Here is a 22427-nt window from a genome sequence, read left to right on the forward strand (position 1 = left end):
TAAGTCGGGAGTCTAAGTACTAAGCCAGTTGGCTGCAATACAATCAAGGTTCTGAACTTTAATACTTAAGCTGAAAGCTTAAGCAATGCCCACTCCGGGTTACGCTCCGCTAAACCCGAAGTAGTTTTTTATTTAACAGCAATGCCATCCTTTTGGGATGGCATTGCTGTTTTTATATTAAATGTCATTGCGAGAAACGAAGCAATCGCATGCTATACAGAGTGGCTATGCTTACGTGCAGTTGCCACGCTTCACTCGCAATGGCAAATTGGGATATTAATGATCCCTAACTTTCTTCTTCAACACACCACCGGCGGCTTCTTTAATACTATTAGTGAAAACGAAAGCTTTAGGATCGATACTATGTACCAGGTTTTTTAACCGGCGAACTTCTAAACGGGTTACTACAGTAAAGATGATGTCAACCGGCTGGTGAACATCAAAGCTCTCTTTCATAAAGCCACGCTCGCCTTTGTAAATGGTGATTCCTCGACCGAGTTCCATCACCAATCGTTCTTTAATGATCTCGCTTTGACCTGAGATAATATTCACCGCAGTGTATTCTTCCAACCCATCAATTACAAAAGTTATTGTTCTTGATGCGGTATAATAAGTCAAAATTGAGTACAGCGCCGTAGGTAGGCCCAATTCAACTGCCGCTATCAGGAAGATGATGATGTTAATACCTAAAATGATCTCGCTGATGGTGAAACTACTGCGTTTCAGCGTGTATAAAGCTAATATCTCGATACCATCCAACGCGCAACCACCACGAATGGATAGCCCTACGCCCAGGCCCATGAACACACCACCAAAAATAGATACCAATAGTTTATCCTGGGTTATAACCGGATATTCTATAAATTGTAAACACAGGCCAAGACCAATTACACATGCGAACGTTTTCAGGGCAAATGATTTATTAACCTGGAACATTCCCATGATAATAAAAGGGATGTTGGCTATGATAATTACATAGGCTATATTAAAATGATAAAGCTCATGAATAAGCAATGAGATGCCGGTTACCCCGCCATCGAAGAAACTATTGGGTACCAAAAAACCTTTTAAAGCGAAACCGCAGAATAAAATACCAATGATAACGGTTACTACATCTTTGATAACTTCTTCAATTTTTAAACCCGGCTGTGTCATTAATCGCAGTATTTTATAGTCGTTGTGTGATAGCTGTTAAGTGTTCGTTTTTACATTCGGCCCTGAGCCTGAGCGCAGTTTGGGTGAAGTAGTGATGGCTCTGCAGGAACTTCACCTGCTGCCTGTCCCACTCCAATTCCGATTCAAGGTGATCTGTAATTACAAGTTCCGAAAATAACCTTTTACTGAGGATAAAAAAATCATTTCGGCCCAAATAATCCAAATCGGCATCACAAATTATCTGCCCTAAATGATTATGAGGGCTTTGCGGCATTTTGGTTGCCATAATAATATCGCAAACCTGTTCAATTTCATCCGCAGTATAACCAAATTGAGGCAGGTATTGTCGTGCGTTTTTGCATGAGCTTTCCTCATGATTGGTCTGCCCGAACAAAAAGCCCGAGTCATGGTAATAGGCTGCTGTAAGTAATAAGTCCAGCTCAAGGCCGCTTATCCCCTCGCCTGCCGCGATTTGTTTTGCAGCGGTATAAACATCAAGCGCATGATCGGCATTGTGGTAATGGAAATGTTCGGGGAGCTCGCTTCTTATTTTGTCGAGGATAAATTCCCCGGCTTGTTCTACTTGCATTCGGTGCTTATAATGGGACGCTAATATATAAATTTAGGAGAGATGCAGTGATTGGGGAAAATCTTATTTAAGACGGGATGTTCCTATGAAGCCATTGGCGATTGCCATTTTTCATCAGTAACAAAGAGATTATATTTCCACAAATATGTCAGAATTTAAAATAGGCATGAATTCAACGGACACAATTATGTACCACTTCATTAAAAACAAAACCTAACAATTATCTTAGCACAATGAACAGCTGGTTTAAAAACTACAAAGGCATTATCCTATTAATAACAGGCATTATCATAGGCAGTATTGCCGGGGCTGTTTTAGGTAATAAGGTGGAAATCATTAAGCCTATTGGCGATATTTTCCTGAACCTGTTGTTTACCGCTGTTGTGCCGCTGGTTTTCTTCGCCATAGCTTCGGCCATCGCGGCTCTGGATAGTTCGCAAAAGCTGGGGAAACTATTAGGAGTTACTTCGCTCGTGTTTGTCTCTACGGTACTGGTGGCTGCAATAGTTACCATTATCGCCATCTGGATCTTCCCTATCCATCAGCATCTTGTTGCCAGTCCTATCACCGAAGCCATCACAAAAAAGCCTTTCGGCGATCAATTAACCAGCTTGTTTACCACCAGTGAGTTTTACCAGCTGTTATCACGTAAAAGTATGCTGGCCATGATCATTTTCGCGGTGATCACGGGATTTGCCACACTGCACGCCGGCGAAAAAGGTAAAGCATTTGCCAATTTCCTCCACAGTGGCAACGAGGTTTTCAAGAATATTTTTATTCTCATTATGAGGGTTGGCCCTATTGGTTTGGGAGCTTATTTTGCTTACCAGGTTGGCGTATTCGGCCCGCAATTGTTTGGCGGCTACGCGCGTTCTATGGCTTTATATTATGGCGTAGGCGCTTTTTATTACCTGGCGTTATTTAGTGCTTATGCATTTATTGCAGGCGGCGTAAGCGCGGTTAAACGGTACTGGAAAAATAATATCGTGCCATCGGCTACGGCGGTGGGTACCTGCAGCAGTATTGCCACTATCCCGGCTAATTTAGATGCCGCTAAAAAAATGGGCATCTCAGATGCTATTGCCAATATTACTATCCCTCTTGGGGGCACTTTGCATAAAGATGGATCAAGCATCTCATCCATAGTAAAAATGGCCGTGGTTTTCGCACTGTTCGGCAAAAGCTTCAACAATGCCGAAACGATTATCATAGCTCTTGCAATGACAGTTCTGGTGAGCCTTGTTGAAGGCGGTATACCCAATGGTGGTTATATAGGCGAGTTACTATTTATCTCGGCCTACGGTTTCCCGCCCGAAGCCCTTCCCCCTGCAATTATAATTGGTACGCTCGTAGATCCGATGGCAACCCTGCTGAACGCAACCGGAGATACAGTCGCGGCCATGTTAGTGGCCCGGTTTACAGAAGGAAGAGGCTGGATGAAACCCGAAGCCCCCTAACCCCCTAAAAGGGGAACCCTGAAAGATTCACTTAATATTACCTATATGCTTCACATCCTTTACATTATAGCTATTATTGCCGAGGCCATGACGGCTGCTTTATCTGCAGGGCGAAGAGATATGGATTGGGTTGGTGTTTGTATTATAGCCTGGGTAACAGCCTTAGGCGGTGGTACGGTGCGCAATATCCTCTTTAACCATTACCCGATGAGTTGGGTAGAGCATCCCGAATATTTGGTGATCACCGCGGCAGCAGCCATATTGGCCGCCATTATTGCCCGCATCATGACCAAGATGAAAACATTATTCCTTTACCTGGACGCTCTCGGCTTAGTGGTATTTACCATTATCGGCTGCCAGATAGCCGAGCAGATCAACCTGCCCATGATCATTATCTTACTAAGTGGTATGATAACCGGATGTGCGGGTGGTGTATTGCGCGATGTGTTATGTAATGAAGTACCATTATTATTTAGAAAGGAAGTTTATGCCAGCGCCTCTATTGTTACCGGGGCATTTTATTTAGGCCTTGAACAATTGGGCGCCCCAAATGGTGTGGCAATTGTAATAGCTTGTATCATTGGTCTGGCGCTACGCTTGCTCTCTATCAAATACAACTGGCAAATGCCCAAGTTTGTGTACCGGGAAGAATGGCATTGATTTCGGAATTGGGATTTTCGATTTCGGATTTTGTTTTTACGTCAGCTGAAAGCTGACACTATGGTATACCACGGGCTGAAAGCCCGCGGCAGTCGCGCATAAAACAATAAAGGCGAGGTTTTACCTCGCCTTTATTGTTTATCATTATCCGCCATTGTTCCCCCTTTAGGGGGTTAGGGGGCTGGATTATTTCTCTGTACTCAACGAATACGGTACATCGCTCACTTTTACGCCTCTTGTTTTATTAGGTTGAGGCGCCATGTTAAAGTTAAGTACCGCACCTTTTTTAAGTTCAGAATGACTTAACCAGGTTAAATCATACGGCTTGCCGTTAACGTTCAATGTGTTGATGTATTTATTAGCCGGACTGTTATTAGCCGCGTTAATCACTACGGTTTTACCATTTTCAAGGTTAAGTGTAATTTTCTTGAACAGTGGCGTACCTAACACGTACTGATCGCTGGCTGGGGTTACCGGATAGAAGCCCATGGCCGAGAATACATACCAGGCAGATGTCTGGCCGTTATCCTCATCTCCGCAGTAACCATCAGGGGTAGCTTTGTACAGTTTCTCCATGGCATCACGTACATGGAACTGGGTTTTCCATGGCTCGCCCGCATAATTATACAGGTAGATCATATGCTGAATAGGCTGATTGCCATGCGCATATTGCCCCATGTTCATGATCTGCATTTCGCGGATCTCGTGAATGGTTTCGCCATAGTAACTATCATCAAACACAGGTGGCATGCTGAATACCGAGTCAAGCTTTACAATAAATTTCTGACGGCCGCCCATCAAATCAATAAGGCCCTGCATATCCTGGAATACGCTCCAGCTATAGTGCCAGCTATTGCCTTCGGTAAAGGCGTCGCCCCATTTAAACGGACTGAAAGGTTTTTCAAACGTGCCATCCTGGTTTTTACCGCGCATCAGCTTGGTTTCCGGGTCGAACAGGTTTTTATAGTTCATGGCACGCTGTTTATAAATGCCAATCTCTGATTCGGGTTTGCCAAGCGCCTTGCCTAACTTGTAAATAGCAAAATCGTCATAAGCGTACTCCAACGTACGGGCAGCGTTTTCGTTGATCTTAACATCATAAGGCACATACCCTAATTTGTTGTAATACTCCACTCCCTGCCTGCCGGTAGCCTGCGGACCGGCATTGTTAGCACCATGTACCAAGGCCTCCCACAAAGTACTGATATCATATCCACGCAAACCTTTTAAATAAGCTTCAGAAACCACAGAGGCCGAGTTATTACCAATCATCACCGCCGAATACCCCGGACTTGACCACTCAGGTAACCAGCCGCCTTCTTTGTAATCGTTGATGAGGCCTTCCTGCATTTCTTTATTGATAGATGGATAAACCAGGTTCAGGAATGGATATAAAGCCCTGAAGGTATCCCAAAAGCCGGTACCGGCAAATTTATAACCTGGGAACACTTTACCTGTAGAAGCGCTGTAGTGTACAATCTTGTTGTCTTTGTCTATTTCATACAATTTGTTTGGGAAAAACACCATACGGTAAAAGCATGAGTAAAAAGTACGCATCTGATCAACCGAACCACCTTCAACCTGCAAATGGTTCAGGGTTTTGTTCCAAACGGCTTTAGCTTTTTGGCAGGTTACGTCAAAGCTGTCTTTACCCTGCTCACGTTCTAAGCTAATTTCAGCCTGTTCAATGCTGATGAATGATGATGCTACACGTAAATGCACCTTTTCGCCCTGAGTGGTTTTAAAACCAATTAAAGCGCTTGCATGCTCAGCTTTCAGCTCCAGACCATCGGCCTGTGTGGTATCGCTGAAGGTGTGTGCATACGTGATAGGCTTATCTACATAAATAACAAAGTAGTTTTTAAAGTTTTTAAGCGGACCACGGGCGTATTTAGTAGAGTAGCCAACTATCTTCTTCTGATCGGGCATGATCTTTACATACGAGCCCTTGTTCAACGCATCAATAACTATAAATGAGCTATCGGTTTTAGGATAAGTAAATCTAAACTGCGCCGAGCGTTCGGTTGGGGTAATTTCGGTAGTGACGTCATGATCGGCCAGGTAAACGCTGTAATAGTAAGGTTTGGCGGTTTCGGCTTTGTGCGAGAACCAGCTGGCCCTTTTATTTTGACCTACCGCCGCGTGTTTGGTAACCGGCATAATGGCAAATTGCCCATAGTCGTTCATCCATGGTGATGGCTGGTGGGTTTGTTTGAACCCGCGGATCTTATGCGCATCATAAGTGTATGCCCAACCATCGCCCATAAGACCGGTTTGGGGCGTCCAGAAGTTCATACCCCATGGCAGGGCAATTGCGGGATAAGTGTTACCATTTGAAAGGTCGTAATGCGAATCGGTACCCATCAATGGATTGATGTACTCAACAGGATCGGTAACTTTATTTACCTGCTGAGCAAAAGTACCGGAGGCCAACAACACGGATGTGATAAGTACCAGGGCTTTTTTCATTGCTTTAATGTATTTAATATTTGGTGAAACGTTTTACCAGCCGTAAATATAAAAGACTGGCTTGATATGGCCAGTCTTTTATGTGTATTATTTGCAATATACAATTACCAACCCGGATTTTGGGTTAGTTTACTGTTAGTGCTGATTTCACGCTGCGGTATTGGCCACAGGTAATATTGATCTTTAAAAGTTACCCCCTGCTCTGTTTGTGAAGCGGTAGGATCGGCAAAGGTATTTGACTGTGGCAGGTAAGCCATGTGGGTACGCTGCATATCAAAGTACGCCTTGTTTTCATAAGCAAGCTCATGGTAACGCTCTCTCCAGATAGCCTGACGGAAGGTATCTTTAGTTAACCCGCTCAAAGCAGCCAGTTTGGCTCGTGCACGGATAGCGTTTACTGCCGCAAAAGCATCGGCAGTTGGGCCATTTACTTCGTTTGATGCCTCAGCGTAAATTAATTGGGCTTCTGGTAAACGCAACAAAGTCCAGTTCTCATCGCTGTTACCGCTTTGTGCAGCACTTTCAACATGGAAATATTTGTAAAGTGCATGCTCACCAAATTGGATAATATTACTTGGGTTACCATACTGCGGATAGCTTGAGAAGTAAAACTGACGCTCTTGTGTACGAAGATCGCCTGCTTCATAACTTGCCACAAACTGGTTGGTAGGTATCATAGCACCCAGGTGGTCGCCATAAGCACCAACCAACAGGTTAAACGGAATTGTTAACTGAGGGATAGCGTTGGTTTGAGTACCTACCAGGTAATTGATCTGGAATATTAGCTCCTGCTGATTTTTATGAGCATTATCATGCAGGTAAGCATAATCGGTAAATAATGAATACCAACCTAAAACCGGCTGAATTTCAGATACGGCCTTAGCATAATTTTCAGTTTGTTTTAGCGGGAAACCTGCAGTTGTTAAGTAAACACTGGCCAATAAAGTTTTTACCGCGCCTAAGGAAACACGACCGGTTGCATCTGTATTTGGCATACCAGAGTTTTCAGCGGCCTGCAAATCAGCAATGATTTGTTTGTACACATCAGCTACAGCTGTACGTGAAGGATACAGGTCAGGGCTGCTAACTGTTTGCGAAGTGGTAATCAGCGGAACATCGCCATATAAGCGCACCAGATGGTAGTAGTAAAATGCCCTGAAAAAATAGGCCTCTCCTATTAGCTTCTTTTTCAAGCCGTCATCCATAGGTGATATGCCTGGGATTTTTTCGATGGCAAGATTTGCATTGGCAATACCCTTGTAGCAATTTGACCACACGGTTTCAAAACCTGGGTTAACGGCATCCGTACGCTGATGGATTACGTTACCATTGTTAACACTTTGTCCTAATGAAGTTGCGTGACCAGCAAACAACTCCATTGTAATAAACGGGCTTTCACCGTAAGCATCACCATTCTGGAAAAAATACATGATGTTGTACAAACCGTTTACAAAAGTTTGCGCCTGGTTTGAGCTGGTGAAATAATTATTCTTAACGAAATCTGTTTTGGCTTGTTCATCAAGATATTTTTTGCAACCACTGTTTACCGTAGCCGCAGCGAGGATAAGTAAAAGACCACCTACCCGGTATTTTTTAAAGTTAAATTTCATAATATGATATTTTAACATGTTTTAGATTAAAGACTAACATTAACACCTAACAGGAAAGTACGTGGTTTTGGATAATCATAAAACTGGATACCCTGTGTAAAGTTACTTGAGGCATTGTAGGTTGATACCTCAGGATCATAACCGGTATATTTGGTTATCAGGAACAGGTTTTGTGCCTGTGCATAAACCCTTAAACGGCTTAATTTTAACTTTTTAAGGATGTTATCGTTAAAGGTATAACCCAATGTTACTGCCCTGCCGCGAATAAAGTTACCGCTCTCAACTTTGGTTGAATAAATTTCGGTTTGGTAACGAACATAAGCTGGCCTGTCTTCGGCTATGCTGGTGTTTTGGTTAGTTGGCGTCCATGCGTTCAACACAGTTGCATAACTGTTTGCCTGACCTGTACGGTCCTGACCAGAGTGACGTGTTAAGTTCATGATCTGGTTGCCGTAGTTAAACTGCAGATCCACACCTAAATCGATGTTTTTGTAACGGAAGTTGTTGCTGAAAGTACCGTAGCCATCAGGTATTGATTTACCGAGGATCACTTTATCAGCAGCGCTCACTTTGCCATCGCCATTGGTGTCCTGTATTTTCAGGTCGCCTGGCAATAAACCGTATTTGGCAGCTTCAGCAGCCTCTGCAGTTCCCCAGGTTCCAAGCACTTTGTAACCATAGAAGCTACCGGCCGGAAGACCAACACGCATCAGGTTAAATTGCGACAGGAAGGTTGGAGCAAGGAAGATATCATCATTAGATGCACCTAACTGAAGGATCTTGTTTTTAAGGAATGAAATATTAAATGTAGAATTCCAGGTAAAGTCCTGAGTTTTTATTGGAGTTGCGTTTACAGTGAACTCTAAACCTTTATTTTGTAAGCGGCCGATATTTTTGTAAACCGCATTAAAACCACTTGTTTCTGGTAGTGGTGCATTTAACAACAATGCTTTTGTTTTTTTCAGGTACGCATCCGCTTCAATGTTCAAACGGTTGTTAAACAAGCCTAATGAGAAACCTAAGTCATATTCAGCTGTTTTTTCCCATTGCAGGTCTTCGTTACCAATTGAAGTTTGAGTAGTACCTACTGCACTGTTACCGCCGAAAGCGTAACCAACTGTTCCGATATTTGCCAGTGAACGATACTCACCAATTTCAGAGTTACCGGTTAAACCATAGCTCAACCTGAATTTCAGATCAGATATAGTTTTGTTGTCTTTCAGGAAATCTTCCTGTGATGCACGCCATGCAAACGCTGCTGATGGGAAGAAACCATACTTTTTATTAGTACCGAAACGAGATGAACCGTCTTCGCGACCAGTTAAAGTTAACAGGTATTTCTCGTTGTAATTATAGTTTAACCTGCCAAAGAACGATTGCATTTGCCATGCATCATAACCAGACTCAGGCTTGTTTGGTACGATACCTGCTGAAAGGTTATAGTACTGATAAAAGTCATCAGACAGTGTACCGGTTGATCCTTTTAAACGTAGCTGCTGGAAGTTTTGACGTTCGGCACCTACAACCAGGTTTACGCTGTGTACTTTATTAAAGGTTTTGTTATAGGTGAAATAGTTTTGCCATTGCCAAAACGTTTTGTTAAACTCTTCAATTGAAGCAGAGCTGTAGCTTTGTCCGGCAACAGGACCACCAACAAGGCCGCTTTGTGAAGCAGGGTTATAGTTGGCAGATGTAGTTACACCTAAAACACTGCGGAATTCAAGACCTGGCACAATGTTTAAATTCAAGTAACCATTACCACTAAATATGCGGTTGCGGGTAAGTGATTGAATTTCATTAGCCTGCGCTACCGGGTTATCGCCACCTTCAAGGTTTGGATAATCGGTACGTTTGCCATAAGTTCCGTCAGGGTATCTAACCGGAATAAAAGGCACCATCTCAATCAACATACGCGGAATGTTGTTACCGCCGGTACCTTGATCCTGGTTACGGCCATCCTGGTAGTTATAGTTTAACGTTGCACCAACTTTAACCCATGGTTTTATCTGGTTATCAAAAGTTAAACGCACATTATAACGTTTCAGGTAGCTATTCAGAATGATACCTTCATCATCGGCATAATTCAGGAATAAGCCATAGTTTACATTTTCGGCACCGCCGGTGAACGCAACGTTGTGGTTTTGACTTACCGAAGTACGGGTTGTAGCTTTTTGCCAATCAACGTCATACAAAGGATTCAGATTTTGATCGAACAATTTACCGATAAGGGCAGTTCTCTGTGTAACCGGGTTACGATCTGTATAGTCGCCCGCGGCCCAACCGGTAGGATCATATTTTTTGATATTAGCATAAGAAATATCCTCAACCTGCATAAACTCTCTTGAGTTAAGCACCGGTATTTCTTTAAACATATGGTTTACCGCTACGTACGCATCGTATGAAATGGTACCGCCTTTTTTACCTCTTTTAGTAGTAACCAAAATTACACCGTTAGCACCGCGTGTACCATAAATAGCGGTTGATGACGCGTCTTTCAATACGTCGATAGTTTCGATATCGTTAGGATTGATCGCGTTACCGCCTTCAGTCCAAACCACACCATCCACAACATATAACGGATCGGTGTTGGTGTTGATAGAGCTATAACCACGAATCCTGATCTTGGTTGCGCCGCCTGGTGCACCTGAGTTGCTTGATACGTTTACACCTGCAATTTTACCTGATAATTCCTGCTCCAGATTAGTTTGCGGGCGCTCTTGTAATTGTTTCGCGCCAACGCTACCAACAGAACCGGTAAGGTCGACTTTTTTTGCAGTACCGTAACCAACCACAACAACCTCGCTCAAAGCTTTTGGCTCTTCTACCATAACAACGTCAATCTGGCTTCTGCCATTAATGGGCACATTTTGGGTTGTATATCCAATAAATGTAAATACCAGCGTTCCGTTACCGTCAGGCGCGTTAATAGTGTACTTACCGTTAACATCGGTTTGTAAACCAACATTACTGCCTTTTACCCTAACAGTAACACCAGGGATAGGGCCTTTTGAATCACTTACCGTACCCGTGATCTTAATCGGGGCAACAGCAATTTGCGACACAACAGGTTCATCCTTCTTTTTTACGACGATGGTTTGGTCAAAAATTTTATAAGTAAGTGGCTGATCTTTAAAACATTGATCAAGCGCGTTTTCTATAGATACGTTTGCAACTTCAATGTTGATTGCTCCTGCTTTTGAAACATCCTGCTTGTCATACATAAAATGATAGCCGGTTTGTTTTTCTATTGAACGGAGTACTTTTTCAACGGTAGTGTTTTTTTGGTGCAAAGTAACTATCTGGCTATAACTTTTGGCGCATACGTTGGTAAGGGCCGCAAGTATAATAAAGGCAGTTAGCTTCATGGCCAATATAAATTTGCGTAATTGGGGCCATGCCAAAGGCGTGGCCTTAGAATTAAAATTCATAAGTTTGTAGAGTTTGGGTTAAACATTAACTTTCAATTCATCGATTGTAGAATTTTGGGACCCAGATGTTTAAGCCGGGCAAGTACTGCGAATACTTCCCGGTTTTTTTATATCCTGGTTTTAGCTTTAATACATGTGTTTAAACACATGATAAACCGTTTTACCATTTTGGGCCCAAAGGGGTCGGGCTAAATTATCTTAGGTATTTCTTCCATCATAGGGTTGTTTAAATTGTTAACAATTGGTTGCTTAATATAGTAGGTATAATAATTATGCTATTGTTGTATGGTGATGCGTTTATCTTCAATTTTATATTTCACCCCGGCATAACCAAGCATGTTCATTAATTCGGATGCTTTTACATTTCGGGATATCCGGCCTGTAAATTCACGCTGCGGTATTTTGCCTTCGTAGGCTACATCAACATCATACCAACGGGCAGCCTGCCTCATAATGGCATCTATCCCCGCGTCCCTGAATTGAAAAATGCCGTCTTTCCAGGCTATTTCATCATCAACATCAACATCGTTAAGTACTTTCAACTTACCAGCTTTATTGAGTACAGCCTGTTGTCCGGGTTTTAAAATGCCCGTTGCAGTGCCATTGCTTATTTTTACTGATCCTTCTAATAAGGTGGTTTTCATTTCGGCTTCGTCATTGTAGGCCATGACATTAAAATGTGTACCTAAAACCTCAACTGTTGTGTTATCGGATTTAACCCTGAAAGGCATGTTCGGATTTTTAGAAACCTCAAAGTAAGCCTCGCCGGTGATGGTGACCTCACGTGTTTTTCCGGTAAATTTGGTTGGAAAAGTTAATGATGATTCTGAATTCAGACAAACCTTGCTCCCATCCGGTAAAATCAACTGATATTGTCCGCCACGGGGAGTCGAGATGGTATTTATAACCGGAGCTTGAGCATCAGCATTGGTACCGGCTTCATATACCAGCTGACCGTTGCGGGTTTTGTTGATTTTAGTGGCTCCCTGTTGTGCAAGCAGGCCGTTTTGCGCACTATCAAGTGTAATGGTTTTGCCGTTAGCCAGTGTTAAAATTGCTTTGTTACCGCCCGGCAGAGCATCATTTTTAGGATGAATTTTGGCAATGCTCTTTTTTGTAACAACCTGCTTTTTTTGATTGCTATAAATATACGCGCCAAACCCTACAAGGAATAAAAGAGATGCGGCAACGCCCAGCTTTCTCCATGGTAAATTGTTTTTTGTAGGGGTAACAACAGCTGGCTCGGTATTAGTCCTTAAAATCTGGGCGAGCATCTCATCGCTTTTTGACTTATCGAAAAGCGGGCCATCGTCATCAAGACTGTCCCATGCCTGGTGTATAAGCGAAGCAAGCTCCGCGTCCGTTGCCGATGAGTCGATGATTTCGAAAAGTTCATCGCGCTCACCCTCCGAGGCAGTGCCGTTATAGTACTTATTAAACAGATAATTCAGCCTAACGTAAAGTTCGCTCATAGTGTTGCTTTTCGGTATAACTGTATAATTGGCTACAGTGAGTTGGGGCAGATCTCATATACATGACACCCGCAGGATTAAAAAAGGGGGTATTACTTTTTAAAAAAATGAAAAAAATGTACCAGCGCCATTATAAGCGCTATAGCTTCGCGGTGCTCATGTACATATTCTTTTATGGAAGCGGTGGCTATTTGCAGGTATTTCTTTACCGTTTCACGGGATAGTTCCAGTTCATCGGCAATTTCATGGTATTTTAAACGACTGTGCCTGCTCATCAGGTAAATCTTTTGCTGCTGTGGAGGCAGCTTGTCTATCGCTTCATCAATCAGGTTATAATAATGATCAGATGCCTGTGCTTCGGTAGTAAAAGGTACGATATTGGTTTCTTCCAACTTTTTAAGCTGTAGTTGCTCTCTTGAAACTTTGCGCAAACAGTTTAAAGCATGATTTTTGGATAGCACAAACAGATATGCTTTGAAATTATCAACATTGGCAAGCGCCTCGCGGGTCATCCAGATCTTCATAAAAACATCCTGAACCACCTCCTCTGTCAATTCAACAGACTGGGTAATGCGTAAGATGTGAACACCTAAACGCTGATGGTAGGCTGCAAATAAGCGGCGAAAGGCAAATTCATTGCCTTCGGCTACCTGCAAAAGCAGCTCCTTCTCATCTGATTGAGTAAATTCAAACATAGGTTGATTCAAACATAGGTTGATGTTGGTGCTACAAATATTATAAAAATCGTAGTATTTGCAACATATAATTATATCGATGAAACCATCGTATAACTTTAAAGCAATTGAAATGTTTGAATAAAATATTCAACACCTCTATTCCTTAAAGTTGTTTTAACTATTAAGTATGTATTAAATAAAGGATTATCAATATAATGGCGTTGGTAAACCATCCAAACTAATCCTGTTTTTCTCCTGCTTATAATCCGCCAGTCCTTGCTCGCCTTTCTTCTCTGCCCATTTAATAGCATAATCACGTTCGCCCAAATATTCATAAAGTGGTACGCTGAACCCGCATGAGGTTTGCACCATGTCTATATCGCCTACTATAATTTGCCGTGTAGCCATGTGAATGTCGAAATACCGGGAAAGCGTGTTCCACTCATCGTTACCGTCATCAGACAAAATACTATAACCCTTACCGTACAGACGCAGGATATTAGGAGGCCCATCAAAGGCACAAAACATAAAAGTGATGCGCCCGTTTTCCAGCAGGTGGGCAGCAGTTTCGTTTCCGCTCCCTATAATATCCATATAAGCCACGCGGTTGTTGGAAAGAATGCGAAAACTCGCGTTATCTTTTGGCGAAAGATTTACATGCCCACTGGATGTTAGCGGAGCAGTAGCCACAAAAAAGATTTTTTGATGGGCAATAAAATCCTTGTGGTGATCAAGTATCTCATTAAAAAACTTACCCATAATATAAGGTTTTAATTAGCGATACTCAAATATAAGCATAATCGTTTTAGCATTATGTTAGCGAAGCATGTTTATTAAATTAACCGTCGCGCTAAAACACTCCTTTATTGAGCGAAAGCTATTTTTTGTGTTCCTTTTTATTCGTGCTGGTTTCGATAGACTCATCGGCGGGCGGCTGATGGATATAAAGCTCCTGCTGCGGAAACGGGATCACAATCCCTTCGTTTTTAAACGCGACATCTATCGCGGCTATAATTTCGCTTTTGACAGCTGCTCCGTCTTTATAATCGCGCACCCAAAAGATAGTTTTGATATCGATGGAGCTATTGTTAAAATTTTGAAATAAAACCGCCGGTTTAGGATGCTCATGAATCCGCTTATTCTCTGCCAGCAAACCGGCGATAATCTGCTGAGGTTTCTGCAAATCGGTTCCGTAGGCTACCCCAACTATTATTTCAATTTGCCGTTTGCTGCCGGCCAATGTCCAGTTTATTAAATGGGCATTTAACAAATCGCCATTGGGTATAACCATATCGGGGCCGTCCCATTTTGAGATGATACTGCTCCTGAAACCAATTGATTTCATGGTGCCCCCCTGCCCTCCTATTTCAACAATATCCCCCACGTTTACCGGTTTTTCAAAGGCGATGATAAGCCCACTTACCAGGTTATTAACCAAAGTTTGCAAACCCAGACCTATACCTAAACCCAAAGCGCCTACTATAACTGTTATTTGCTGTATGGGGAATCCCGATGCCGCAAGCGCCAGGAATAATCCCGTACTCATAATAGCAACCCGGATGAGCAGAAGCCAACTGCCCAACCCTGCTTTTCTGACGTTGCCAGTATTAACAGGATCTGTATTTGACTCCGAAGCGAAATAGGACACAATTTTTGAAACTACTATAGATGCAGCTAAAATCAGGAAGAATACCAGTATATTATTTACTGTGAAGGTGTAATTGCCAAGCGTTCGTTCATTAAAGAAAAAATCATTTAATGGGTCTGAGATCTCTTTGAAAACATAAAAATTATGCCCGAAAAGCACAAACCATCCAAGCACCAACAGGATATAAAGCAAAGGCGGGGCTTTTTCCCCAACACGGTCAAAATTGATATAGAACAGCTTTTTATCCTGCTTCGTATATACGTTTGAGGCTATGCACAGTCCCTGGTTTATCAACCTGATAGTCCACAAAAACAGGATGCCTATTACCACATTTAGATAACCGCTGATAAGCAGCGTTTTTGAAAGGTTATACCGGCCGAATATATTAGCCACAAGGGAGGCCAGCTCTAAAAACGCGGCAAGCCCGATAAAATAAAGGATCAACTTTTCCCGCAATTCGTCTTTTCGGCCTTTTATCAATACCAGTATGCTAACAATGAAACCTGCCAAAGCCAGGATCAACATGGCCCATCGCTCTACCCGGGATGCCTGCAGAATAAGATTATCAAAACAGGTTATCGCAAAAAGCACGACAAACGTTAACCAGATCATCATCCAATGCCGGGTAATAAACTGCCTAAAAACAATGGTTAGACAAATGGTAGGTGTAATCCAAAACAAACAGTTAAAAATAAAAGGCGGATCGGAAAAAATAAACTGACCAAGGTTGAGCACCATAATTATCGCTGAAATAACGGGATAGCGCAATACCAGCAGTCTTTGCGAATCATCAGTAGCATTATCCTTATAACCAATCATCTTTTGGAGCGTTTGTAAAAAGATGGTTGAAGCGGTGATCATTAACAGGATCAAAAAGATGCGGCCAGGATTATTCCGGGTATAGAAGATAAAGTTGAGCTTAGCCTTTATGTACGAGAAATAAAAAATTTGGTTAAACGGTCTCGCGTATCCAACATCCGCACCCAGGTTTGCAAATTCCCGGCTAAACATATTTGCTGACAGGTCTTCCTGGTAGTTGTCGACTTCCTCAAGTTGGGTACGAAGCTTTATGGCAACAAGGTTTACTATTTTTTGCAGTTTATGTACGTTGTTTATAGCATAAGTAAGTGCGGTATCTGCAGGGTTGATTTCGTTAGCAACCATATTAATTTTCTGCACATACTCGTGTGCCAGTAACGAATCTTTCGGGAATTTATACAACGATGTATCGGCAGATAATGAATCTATCTTATACCTGAACTGTACAAGGCTCTTTTCATATTTATCAATTAAATCCTTACGTGCATTGGCACGGTTTAAAAGTTCGGATAAAATTTTTGATGTAGCCGTGAGATTACGATAGGTTTGCGCAGTGCCTTTATTGGTAAAAACGCCATCGCCCACCACTTTTATGGTAGCTTCTATTTGTTCAAGCTCGCTATTTATGCCTACGGTATCAATCCCTGCCTTGATAAATACCTGGGCGCGCAATGTAAGTTTTTTGATATCCTCAATAAGCTCATCCTGCTTAATGGCTGTTTTTTCGACGTTAAATTTAACTATACTCCTTTGTGTGATTGCTTGTCCAAGCCGTTTTACTTTTGAAGCATAATCTTTTTGAATGCTATCGGCAACCTCCGTTTTACTGGTTGAATCCTGTTGGGCAGCAACAGAAGAGCACATCAATATTGCGCATAAAAACAGCAGAAACCATTTTTTATAGATATGAATTAACTTCATAAATGTTATTTCACGATACGGAATAAACAAAGCGGGGCACAGATCTAAATATGCAGGAAGTTTATAACCGGATCAGTATGTTTTTAATAGGACGAGGTAATTTAATTAAATTATTTGAATTATGGTTTTCAACATCATACCCGCTAATTATAAAGCGGGGTACTGTTAAGCTCGATGCAATAATCTGTAATCCAGGGACCCGCCACATCTACATAAAGGATATTAGGTTTATTAGCTTTATTAATCGTTCCGCTATCTATCCACCCATTAAGTTTGGCGGGCAAGTATTTATTGCCTGACTGGGCAAGATCAATGATACTCTGATTCCTTTTAACAACGTTGGTCAATAGCATTATGCCGTTTACAACCGGATTTACCTTTTCATCCTCAAAATCATTGCAGACCAGGGCTGCCTCATCGCTGCTCTGCGTTAGCTGCCAGTCCAGCCGTACCAGGTCGTTTTTATGAATGCCGTCCTTCATCGATGCAAAAAACAACTCTTCCCTTGCAAGCAACTTATCAATTTGGTTCGTGGCTGCATAAGCACGTCGGAAATTCAGAAAGGTTTTAGACCTATCGGCCATTGAGTTCGAATCGATCATCTTTTCGCGATTGGCATATTGTTCGAAAGTAATGATCACTTTACCGGCCAGCTCGTTCAATTTAATATCACCTATATTTTTTCCCTGATTATTATAGATCTTATCCTTTCCAAGAACGCTCAAAATGGTATCAGCCACATGATCAGCAGATGCTTCCCTGGTGCAAAAATGGCTGAAAGTTATTATGATAAACTCCTTTTTATGCATGTTGAGGAACGATTTAACGGAATCAAGAATATCTTTAAACTGTTCGCCGTATCCTCCTCCCATGGCCTCGGCCATACAGTCGGACGAGCTATGCTTAGCGTATATGGCATTTTTATATGCCCCTACCCTCAAATCAAATATCCGGATACCCGCGTTAAGCTGCTTCCCTATATTTAACTTTTGAGTAAGCGTATTGCATGGATTGATGGAACCGGCGTGAATACCACCAGTGCCATTCAATGCCGACATGCCGGCATCGTGCGCTCCTGGAATAACAATATCCTTTAAAGTCAGGTTGCCCTTTGCCGGAAACAGGGTATCTTCCATCCAGTTGGCTGGGTTGTAGCTGGTAAAATAACTGAGATAAAGTTTTTGATCCTCTCCAACAAAAGCCATGATAAACTTTTTGCTATCAACATTACATATTGATACCGGGTATGGGGTTTTAAAATAATCGGGGAGTTTAAAGCCGTTTACCGGCCTGTTCTGTTCATGTTCAGACGCGTAATAAATGAAATTGTCTTTTTTATAGCCCTTCCACATGTAAAACAAACGTGTGGTATTAAAGGCATGGTAAACTGCCGGGGCCACCTTGGTTTTTGATTTTTCTACGGCGGTTCTATCAGTCCAGGTTTTATTTGCCGGATTATAATCGGTGTAAAACATGCCATCATCATTGGTATAACAAATGCGGGCACGATTGTCGGACAGCGTTACAATAAACGGATAATCAAGACTTCGCTTACCCGAAATGGTTTCCAAAACAGCCGGCTTAAACACCCCGTTTTCGTCTTGGTCAAGCAAGGCAACTACCATGTCATTTTTATTATCGGCATGCGACGCGATCATCACTTTCCCACCAATCACCGTAGCTGTAATTCCCAGCTTTAATTTTGGCGCACCTCCAAAGCTTACCGTGTTGACGGCTTGCGTATTGAAAGTGCTATCACTGTTATTGATAAGATACTTTAAGGAGCCGTCGGTACCAATCCATAAAGCGTAAATATGCTTATCCGTTGTTCTGAGTACCGGAGCAAAAGCACTAACCTCTGATCCGGCAGTTGCATCGTGCTGAGAAAACCTGGTATCATATTGTTTGCCCAGGTAACAAACATGGATAATGCCGGTAGCACCGGCCTCTTTCCAGGTAACAAAGTATCGCCCTTTAAAATTGGTAATATCAACCGCTTTGTCGGTACTTGCTGCAGGCAAAAAGTTTACGGGAACGCTAAGACTTAAATTCTGAGCGTTGACCGAACCCAAACCCACAAGGATCAGCATGAACAGGCATAAAAGTGCATTTAGGAAAAGTTTCATAAAGCATAGGTTCAAGTTAAATACGAACAGGATTTTCATCTAAAATGAAAATTTATATACTGACTATTAACAATTTGAGTGAATTTATAATATTTTTATATAAAAACGAACCTATGACAAAAATCCTTACCACTTTTCTGTGCGTTTTCCTGTTTATTGAAGCCGTTAAAGCACAGGACGCTAACTATTGGTCTTCAAGTTATAATCCCGGTGGCTTTTTAACTCCCGGCGCGGTGATAGCCTTTAACCGCGATAGCGGGGTAATGTTCCTGAACCCGGCACTGTTAGCTTACAGTACAAAAAGCACAGCCTCCATTAATGCTTCTATTTACCAATATGGGCGCATCAACATAAAAAACGGCGCAGGCACCGGACTCGATCTTAAATCGACATCAACCAATATTATCCCTCAAATGATATCTGCAACCGTGTCATTAAAAGGGAATCATCCCTTTACCATCGGATACGCGCTTACCCACAACCCGGTAATGACCTACCGGGTTAATCAACAGCGCGACGCAACTCTGAATGTACTTGACGACTCCTACAGCCCCGGCAATGAATATTTTTTAGGCCAATACAAAAATGTAAATACTATCAATGAAACCTCCGGAATTATAAGCGGCGGTTTTAAAGCGTCGGACCATTTTGCAATGGGACTTACTATTGAAGGACAGATCAGGAAGCAGGATTTTGATTACAACACAAGCGCAAGGGCTTTATATAACGTGGGTGATTTTGCGCTTCCAAAATTTTCAAATGTGCAGGAATCATATACCGCAGGCTATTATAACGTTGGCATCAGGTTTAAAGCTGGATTGGCTTATGATAATGAAAGGCACCATTTGGGCTTAACCATATCATCGCCGTTGCTCCATGTGGCTGGCAGCGGAAACATATTAAGCGACGACCAAACCAGCGATTTAATAATGCCTAAGGAAGCAGACACCGTAAATTTGCTTGCAAACTCCAGGCAGCGAAGCCTTAAGGTTAATTATAAACTACCGTTTAGTGTAGCCTTGGGCTATGCCATTGATTACAAAGGCGGTCAGTTTTATGTAGCTGCCGAGTATTTTGCCAACGTTGGCGAATACAATATCATAACCCCAAAAAATCAAAGCTTTATAAAAGGGGCTGATGGTGGCGACGATCTTCTTACGCCGGAGTTTTTAAAGTTCAAGGATGCCCGTAAATCGGTAACCAACTTCGGGATAGGTGCAAGTTATTTGTTAAAACCCGATTTAATGGGTTATTTATCCTTTCATACCGATTTTAACAATATAAGCAAAGCCCTTTACAGCATAGATGATTCAGGTTACAGATCAAATACCGGCAATTATAATATTTACCATTGCCAGGTGGGCACCAATGTTAAAAAACGCAAGTTTAACCTGCGTACAGGCCTCCTGTTATCATACGGCACAACCAGTAAATATTTGCAAAACGTAAATTTCGATAATCCCAATGAAGCAAATTATTTAGGAGGTTATACCGGATATACCAAAGCATCTCAATTTTCGGTAGGCTTGATGCTGTCGTATATTCACAACCTGTAAATTATCCTGCTACTCGAGGAGGCGTTCGAAACGCTTATCGGGTATAAACCAGGTTCCGGCTACTACCACGTAGATCACCACGCTAATGGTGGGATTTACCCAGGTACATAAAATTGCAACCGCGTATAATAAAACAGAAACCTTCCCCTTAAAATCATTGCCAAAGGCTTGTGCTATGAGTGAGTCTTCGCCATGATGCTTGATGAGGGTGAGCGCTAAAATCCGGTAGGCTATCCCATTCATGATCAATACCACACCATAAAAAAACACAGGCCATTGGGTTAGGTGGTTCTCCCCCATCCAGGCGGTTACAAAGGGGATTAATGATAACCAGAACAGCAGGTGCAAATTAGCCCATAATATTTTCCCGTTTACCGAGCGCACGGCCTGCATGGTATGGTGATGGTTGTTCCAGTAAATGCCTACATAAACAAAGCTAAGCAGATAGCTTAAAAAAATGGGGATTAATGGTTTTAAAGCCGCTAAGCTCTCATCGTGCGGAACTTTCAGCTCTAAAACCATGATAGTAATAATGATGGCTATTACGCCATCACTAAATGCTTCTAATCTGCCTTTGCCTAATGCCATGTGCTAAATATAGCACTATTTGGCAAAAGCCTTATAACGCTGCATAGCTTCAACAAAGTAATAGTCGGCGTAGGTTAATGGCACATCAACCTCGGTACCTGCCGGGAAATGGCCAACGCTATGTTTCAGGATAAAACCACCATTGGTATTCAAATCGGCTTTGTATGCCGGTGCAGATAAGTTTTTGATAATGGTTTGAGCAGTATTAAAATATTCCTGACCATCTTTTTTGTCAACGTAGCGGTAAAGTTCCAATAATGCGGAAGCCATAACCGAAGCAGCAGAAGCATCACGCAAGGCATTAGGAATATTTGGGGCGTTATAATCCCAGTAAGGGATTTTATCGGCAGGCAGGTTTGGATTGGTCAGGATAAAATGAGCAATATTTTTTGCCTCCTCAAGGTATTTTTTGTCCTTGGTTTCGCGGTACATAACAGTGTAGCCATATAAGCCCCATGACTGTCCCCTTGCCCATGCCGATTCATTGGCAAAGCCTTGCGCCGTTTTCTTTTCTTTTACTGCACCGGTTTGTTCATCGTAATTAATTACGTGATAGGAACTAAAATCGGGGCGGAAGTGATTTTTCATAGTGGTATTGGCGTGGGTTACCGCTATTTTATAAAAGCTGGAATCGCCGGTTGCTTTTGTTGCGTAAAACAACAGCTCCAGGTTCATCATGTTATCAATGATCACCAAAAAATCGTTAGCCTTTGAATTCCATGAGCGGATACAGCCCACTGTTGGGTTAAACCTTGTTGAAAGCGATTTGGCGCTGTTAATCAAAATCTCTTTGTATTCGGGTTTGGGCTCAAGATGATTTGCCGTGCCGAAACTGCAATACATCATGAAGCCAAGATCATGCGTACCTTTATTGTACTGTTCTTTTTCAAGGCCTTTCAGATTATTATTGGCCTCGGTTAAAAGTGCGGCATCTTTAGTTTGCTGATAAATCTGCAATAACGTACCTGAATAAAAACCGCTGCACCACCAGCTGCTATTGCTTGTTTCAAACTTATCGGTAGTGGGATGATAAGTTTTCGGGAACAGCTCCGGACCAAATTGTTTAGCCATGTACTTGTATTGTACATCTGCGTCGGCAAAGTTTTTTTTGATGGTTGCCAACACATCCTTTTGGGGTTTAAAACTATTTTGAGAAAAGGACGGAAGGCTCAGCGCTAATAAGCAAGCGGCAAGTGTCGATTTGTACAGGTGCTTAAATTTCATAGACTATAACTGGTTAATGTGCATATGC

Annotated in this window: 15 protein-coding genes; 3 read left to right on the forward strand and 12 right to left on the reverse strand. The window is 42.2% G+C overall.

Annotated features, from left to right (window positions below; all coding sequences use genetic code 11):
* Positions 1–276: 276 nt before the first annotated feature.
* On the reverse strand, positions 277–1155 hold the full coding sequence (locus EAH55_RS16545; RefSeq protein WP_121810611.1) for a YitT family protein: 879 nt from the start codon (positions 1153–1155) through the stop codon (positions 277–279).
* A gap of 13 nt (positions 1156–1168) precedes the next feature.
* A complete protein-coding gene (locus EAH55_RS16550; RefSeq protein ID WP_121810612.1) occupies positions 1169–1744 on the reverse strand; it encodes an HD domain-containing protein in 576 nt (191 codons plus the stop codon).
* A gap of 233 nt (positions 1745–1977) precedes the next feature.
* On the opposite strand from EAH55_RS16550, the gene EAH55_RS16555 reads away from it, so the two are divergent.
* Together EAH55_RS16555 and EAH55_RS16560 are read left to right on the forward strand one after the other, a co-directional pair.
* Positions 1978–3201, forward strand: coding sequence for a dicarboxylate/amino acid:cation symporter (locus tag EAH55_RS16555; protein WP_112572096.1), 1224 nt, complete (start codon positions 1978–1980; stop codon positions 3199–3201).
* A 45-nt stretch (positions 3202–3246) separates the two neighbouring features.
* On the forward strand, positions 3247–3861 hold the full coding sequence (locus EAH55_RS16560; RefSeq protein WP_121810613.1) for a trimeric intracellular cation channel family protein: 615 nt from the start codon (positions 3247–3249) through the stop codon (positions 3859–3861).
* Positions 3862–4047: 186 nt separating this feature from the next.
* Here the strand turns inward: EAH55_RS16560 and EAH55_RS16565 are convergent, their stop codons facing one another.
* The 8 genes from EAH55_RS16565 to EAH55_RS16600 all read right to left on the reverse strand — a co-directional run bounded on the left by EAH55_RS16565 (position 4048) and on the right by EAH55_RS16600 (position 19031).
* The gene (locus EAH55_RS16565; protein WP_121810614.1) at positions 4048–6330 is read right to left on the reverse strand and encodes a GH92 family glycosyl hydrolase; all 2283 of its coding nucleotides are present in this window, start codon (positions 6328–6330) and stop codon (positions 4048–4050) included.
* 104 nt (positions 6331–6434) lie between these two features.
* Positions 6435–7940 (reverse strand): RagB/SusD family nutrient uptake outer membrane protein, encoded by a 1506-nt coding sequence (locus EAH55_RS16570; protein ID WP_121810615.1) that lies wholly within the window; start codon positions 7938–7940, stop codon positions 6435–6437.
* 26 nt (positions 7941–7966) lie between these two features.
* A complete protein-coding gene (locus tag EAH55_RS16575) occupies positions 7967–11368 on the reverse strand; it encodes a TonB-dependent receptor (protein WP_112572100.1) in 3402 nt (1133 codons plus the stop codon).
* A gap of 275 nt (positions 11369–11643) precedes the next feature.
* A complete protein-coding gene (locus EAH55_RS16580) occupies positions 11644–12840 on the reverse strand; it encodes a FecR family protein (RefSeq protein WP_121810616.1) in 1197 nt (398 codons plus the stop codon).
* 92 nt (positions 12841–12932) lie between these two features.
* The gene (locus tag EAH55_RS16585; RefSeq protein WP_121810617.1) at positions 12933–13535 is read right to left on the reverse strand and encodes an RNA polymerase sigma factor; all 603 of its coding nucleotides are present in this window, start codon (positions 13533–13535) and stop codon (positions 12933–12935) included.
* 189 nt (positions 13536–13724) lie between these two features.
* Positions 13725–14276 (reverse strand): pyridoxamine 5'-phosphate oxidase family protein, encoded by a 552-nt coding sequence (locus EAH55_RS16590; RefSeq protein ID WP_121810618.1) that lies wholly within the window; start codon positions 14274–14276, stop codon positions 13725–13727.
* A 118-nt stretch (positions 14277–14394) separates the two neighbouring features.
* Positions 14395–16905: a mechanosensitive ion channel family protein gene (locus tag EAH55_RS16595; protein WP_121810619.1), complete on the reverse strand. Its 2511-nt coding sequence runs from the start codon at positions 16903–16905 to the stop codon at positions 14395–14397.
* Between the two features lie 143 nt (positions 16906–17048).
* A complete protein-coding gene (locus tag EAH55_RS16600) occupies positions 17049–19031 on the reverse strand; it encodes a PI-PLC domain-containing protein (protein ID WP_121810620.1) in 1983 nt (660 codons plus the stop codon).
* Positions 19032–19144: 113 nt separating this feature from the next.
* Between EAH55_RS16600 and EAH55_RS16605 the strand changes: the two genes are divergently transcribed.
* Complete coding sequence (locus tag EAH55_RS16605) at positions 19145–20587, forward strand: hypothetical protein (protein WP_162996908.1); 1443 nt, start codon at positions 19145–19147, stop codon at positions 20585–20587.
* Between the two features lie 9 nt (positions 20588–20596).
* On the opposite strand, the gene EAH55_RS16610 is transcribed toward EAH55_RS16605, so the two are convergent.
* Positions 20597–21175, reverse strand: coding sequence for a TMEM175 family protein (locus EAH55_RS16610; protein WP_112572112.1), 579 nt, complete (start codon positions 21173–21175; stop codon positions 20597–20599).
* A 15-nt stretch (positions 21176–21190) separates the two neighbouring features.
* Positions 21191–22399 carry a glycoside hydrolase family 88 protein gene (locus tag EAH55_RS16615; protein WP_121810622.1) on the reverse strand — a complete coding sequence of 403 codons (1209 nt, stop codon included), beginning with the start codon at positions 22397–22399 and terminating at the stop codon, positions 21191–21193.
* Positions 22400–22427 lie beyond the last annotated feature (28 nt).

This window comes from Mucilaginibacter kameinonensis, assembly GCF_003675385.1.
GTDB classification, from domain to species: domain Bacteria; phylum Bacteroidota; class Bacteroidia; order Sphingobacteriales; family Sphingobacteriaceae; genus Mucilaginibacter; species Mucilaginibacter kameinonensis.

Coding starts and splice junctions, on each gene's coding strand:
- EAH55_RS16545 (WP_121810611.1), bottom strand. CDS start 1,155: ATGACACAGCCGGGTTTAAAAATTGAAGAAGTTATCAAAGATGTAGTA.
- EAH55_RS16550 (WP_121810612.1), bottom strand. CDS start 1,744: ATGCAAGTAGAACAAGCCGGGGAATTTATCCTCGACAAAATAAGAAGC.
- EAH55_RS16555 (WP_112572096.1), top strand. CDS start 1,978: ATGAACAGCTGGTTTAAAAACTACAAAGGCATTATCCTATTAATAACA.
- EAH55_RS16560 (WP_121810613.1), top strand. CDS start 3,247: ATGCTTCACATCCTTTACATTATAGCTATTATTGCCGAGGCCATGACG.
- EAH55_RS16565 (WP_121810614.1), bottom strand. CDS start 6,330: ATGAAAAAAGCCCTGGTACTTATCACATCCGTGTTGTTGGCCTCCGGT.
- EAH55_RS16570 (WP_121810615.1), bottom strand. CDS start 7,940: ATGAAATTTAACTTTAAAAAATACCGGGTAGGTGGTCTTTTACTTATC.
- EAH55_RS16575 (WP_112572100.1), bottom strand. CDS start 11,368: ATGAATTTTAATTCTAAGGCCACGCCTTTGGCATGGCCCCAATTACGC.
- EAH55_RS16580 (WP_121810616.1), bottom strand. CDS start 12,840: ATGAGCGAACTTTACGTTAGGCTGAATTATCTGTTTAATAAGTACTAT.
- EAH55_RS16585 (WP_121810617.1), bottom strand. CDS start 13,535: ATGTTTGAATTTACTCAATCAGATGAGAAGGAGCTGCTTTTGCAGGTA.
- EAH55_RS16590 (WP_121810618.1), bottom strand. CDS start 14,276: ATGGGTAAGTTTTTTAATGAGATACTTGATCACCACAAGGATTTTATT.
- EAH55_RS16595 (WP_121810619.1), bottom strand. CDS start 16,905: ATGAAGTTAATTCATATCTATAAAAAATGGTTTCTGCTGTTTTTATGC.
- EAH55_RS16600 (WP_121810620.1), bottom strand. CDS start 19,031: ATGAAACTTTTCCTAAATGCACTTTTATGCCTGTTCATGCTGATCCTT.
- EAH55_RS16605 (WP_162996908.1), top strand. CDS start 19,145: ATGACAAAAATCCTTACCACTTTTCTGTGCGTTTTCCTGTTTATTGAA.
- EAH55_RS16610 (WP_112572112.1), bottom strand. CDS start 21,175: ATGGCATTAGGCAAAGGCAGATTAGAAGCATTTAGTGATGGCGTAATA.
- EAH55_RS16615 (WP_121810622.1), bottom strand. CDS start 22,399: ATGAAATTTAAGCACCTGTACAAATCGACACTTGCCGCTTGCTTATTA.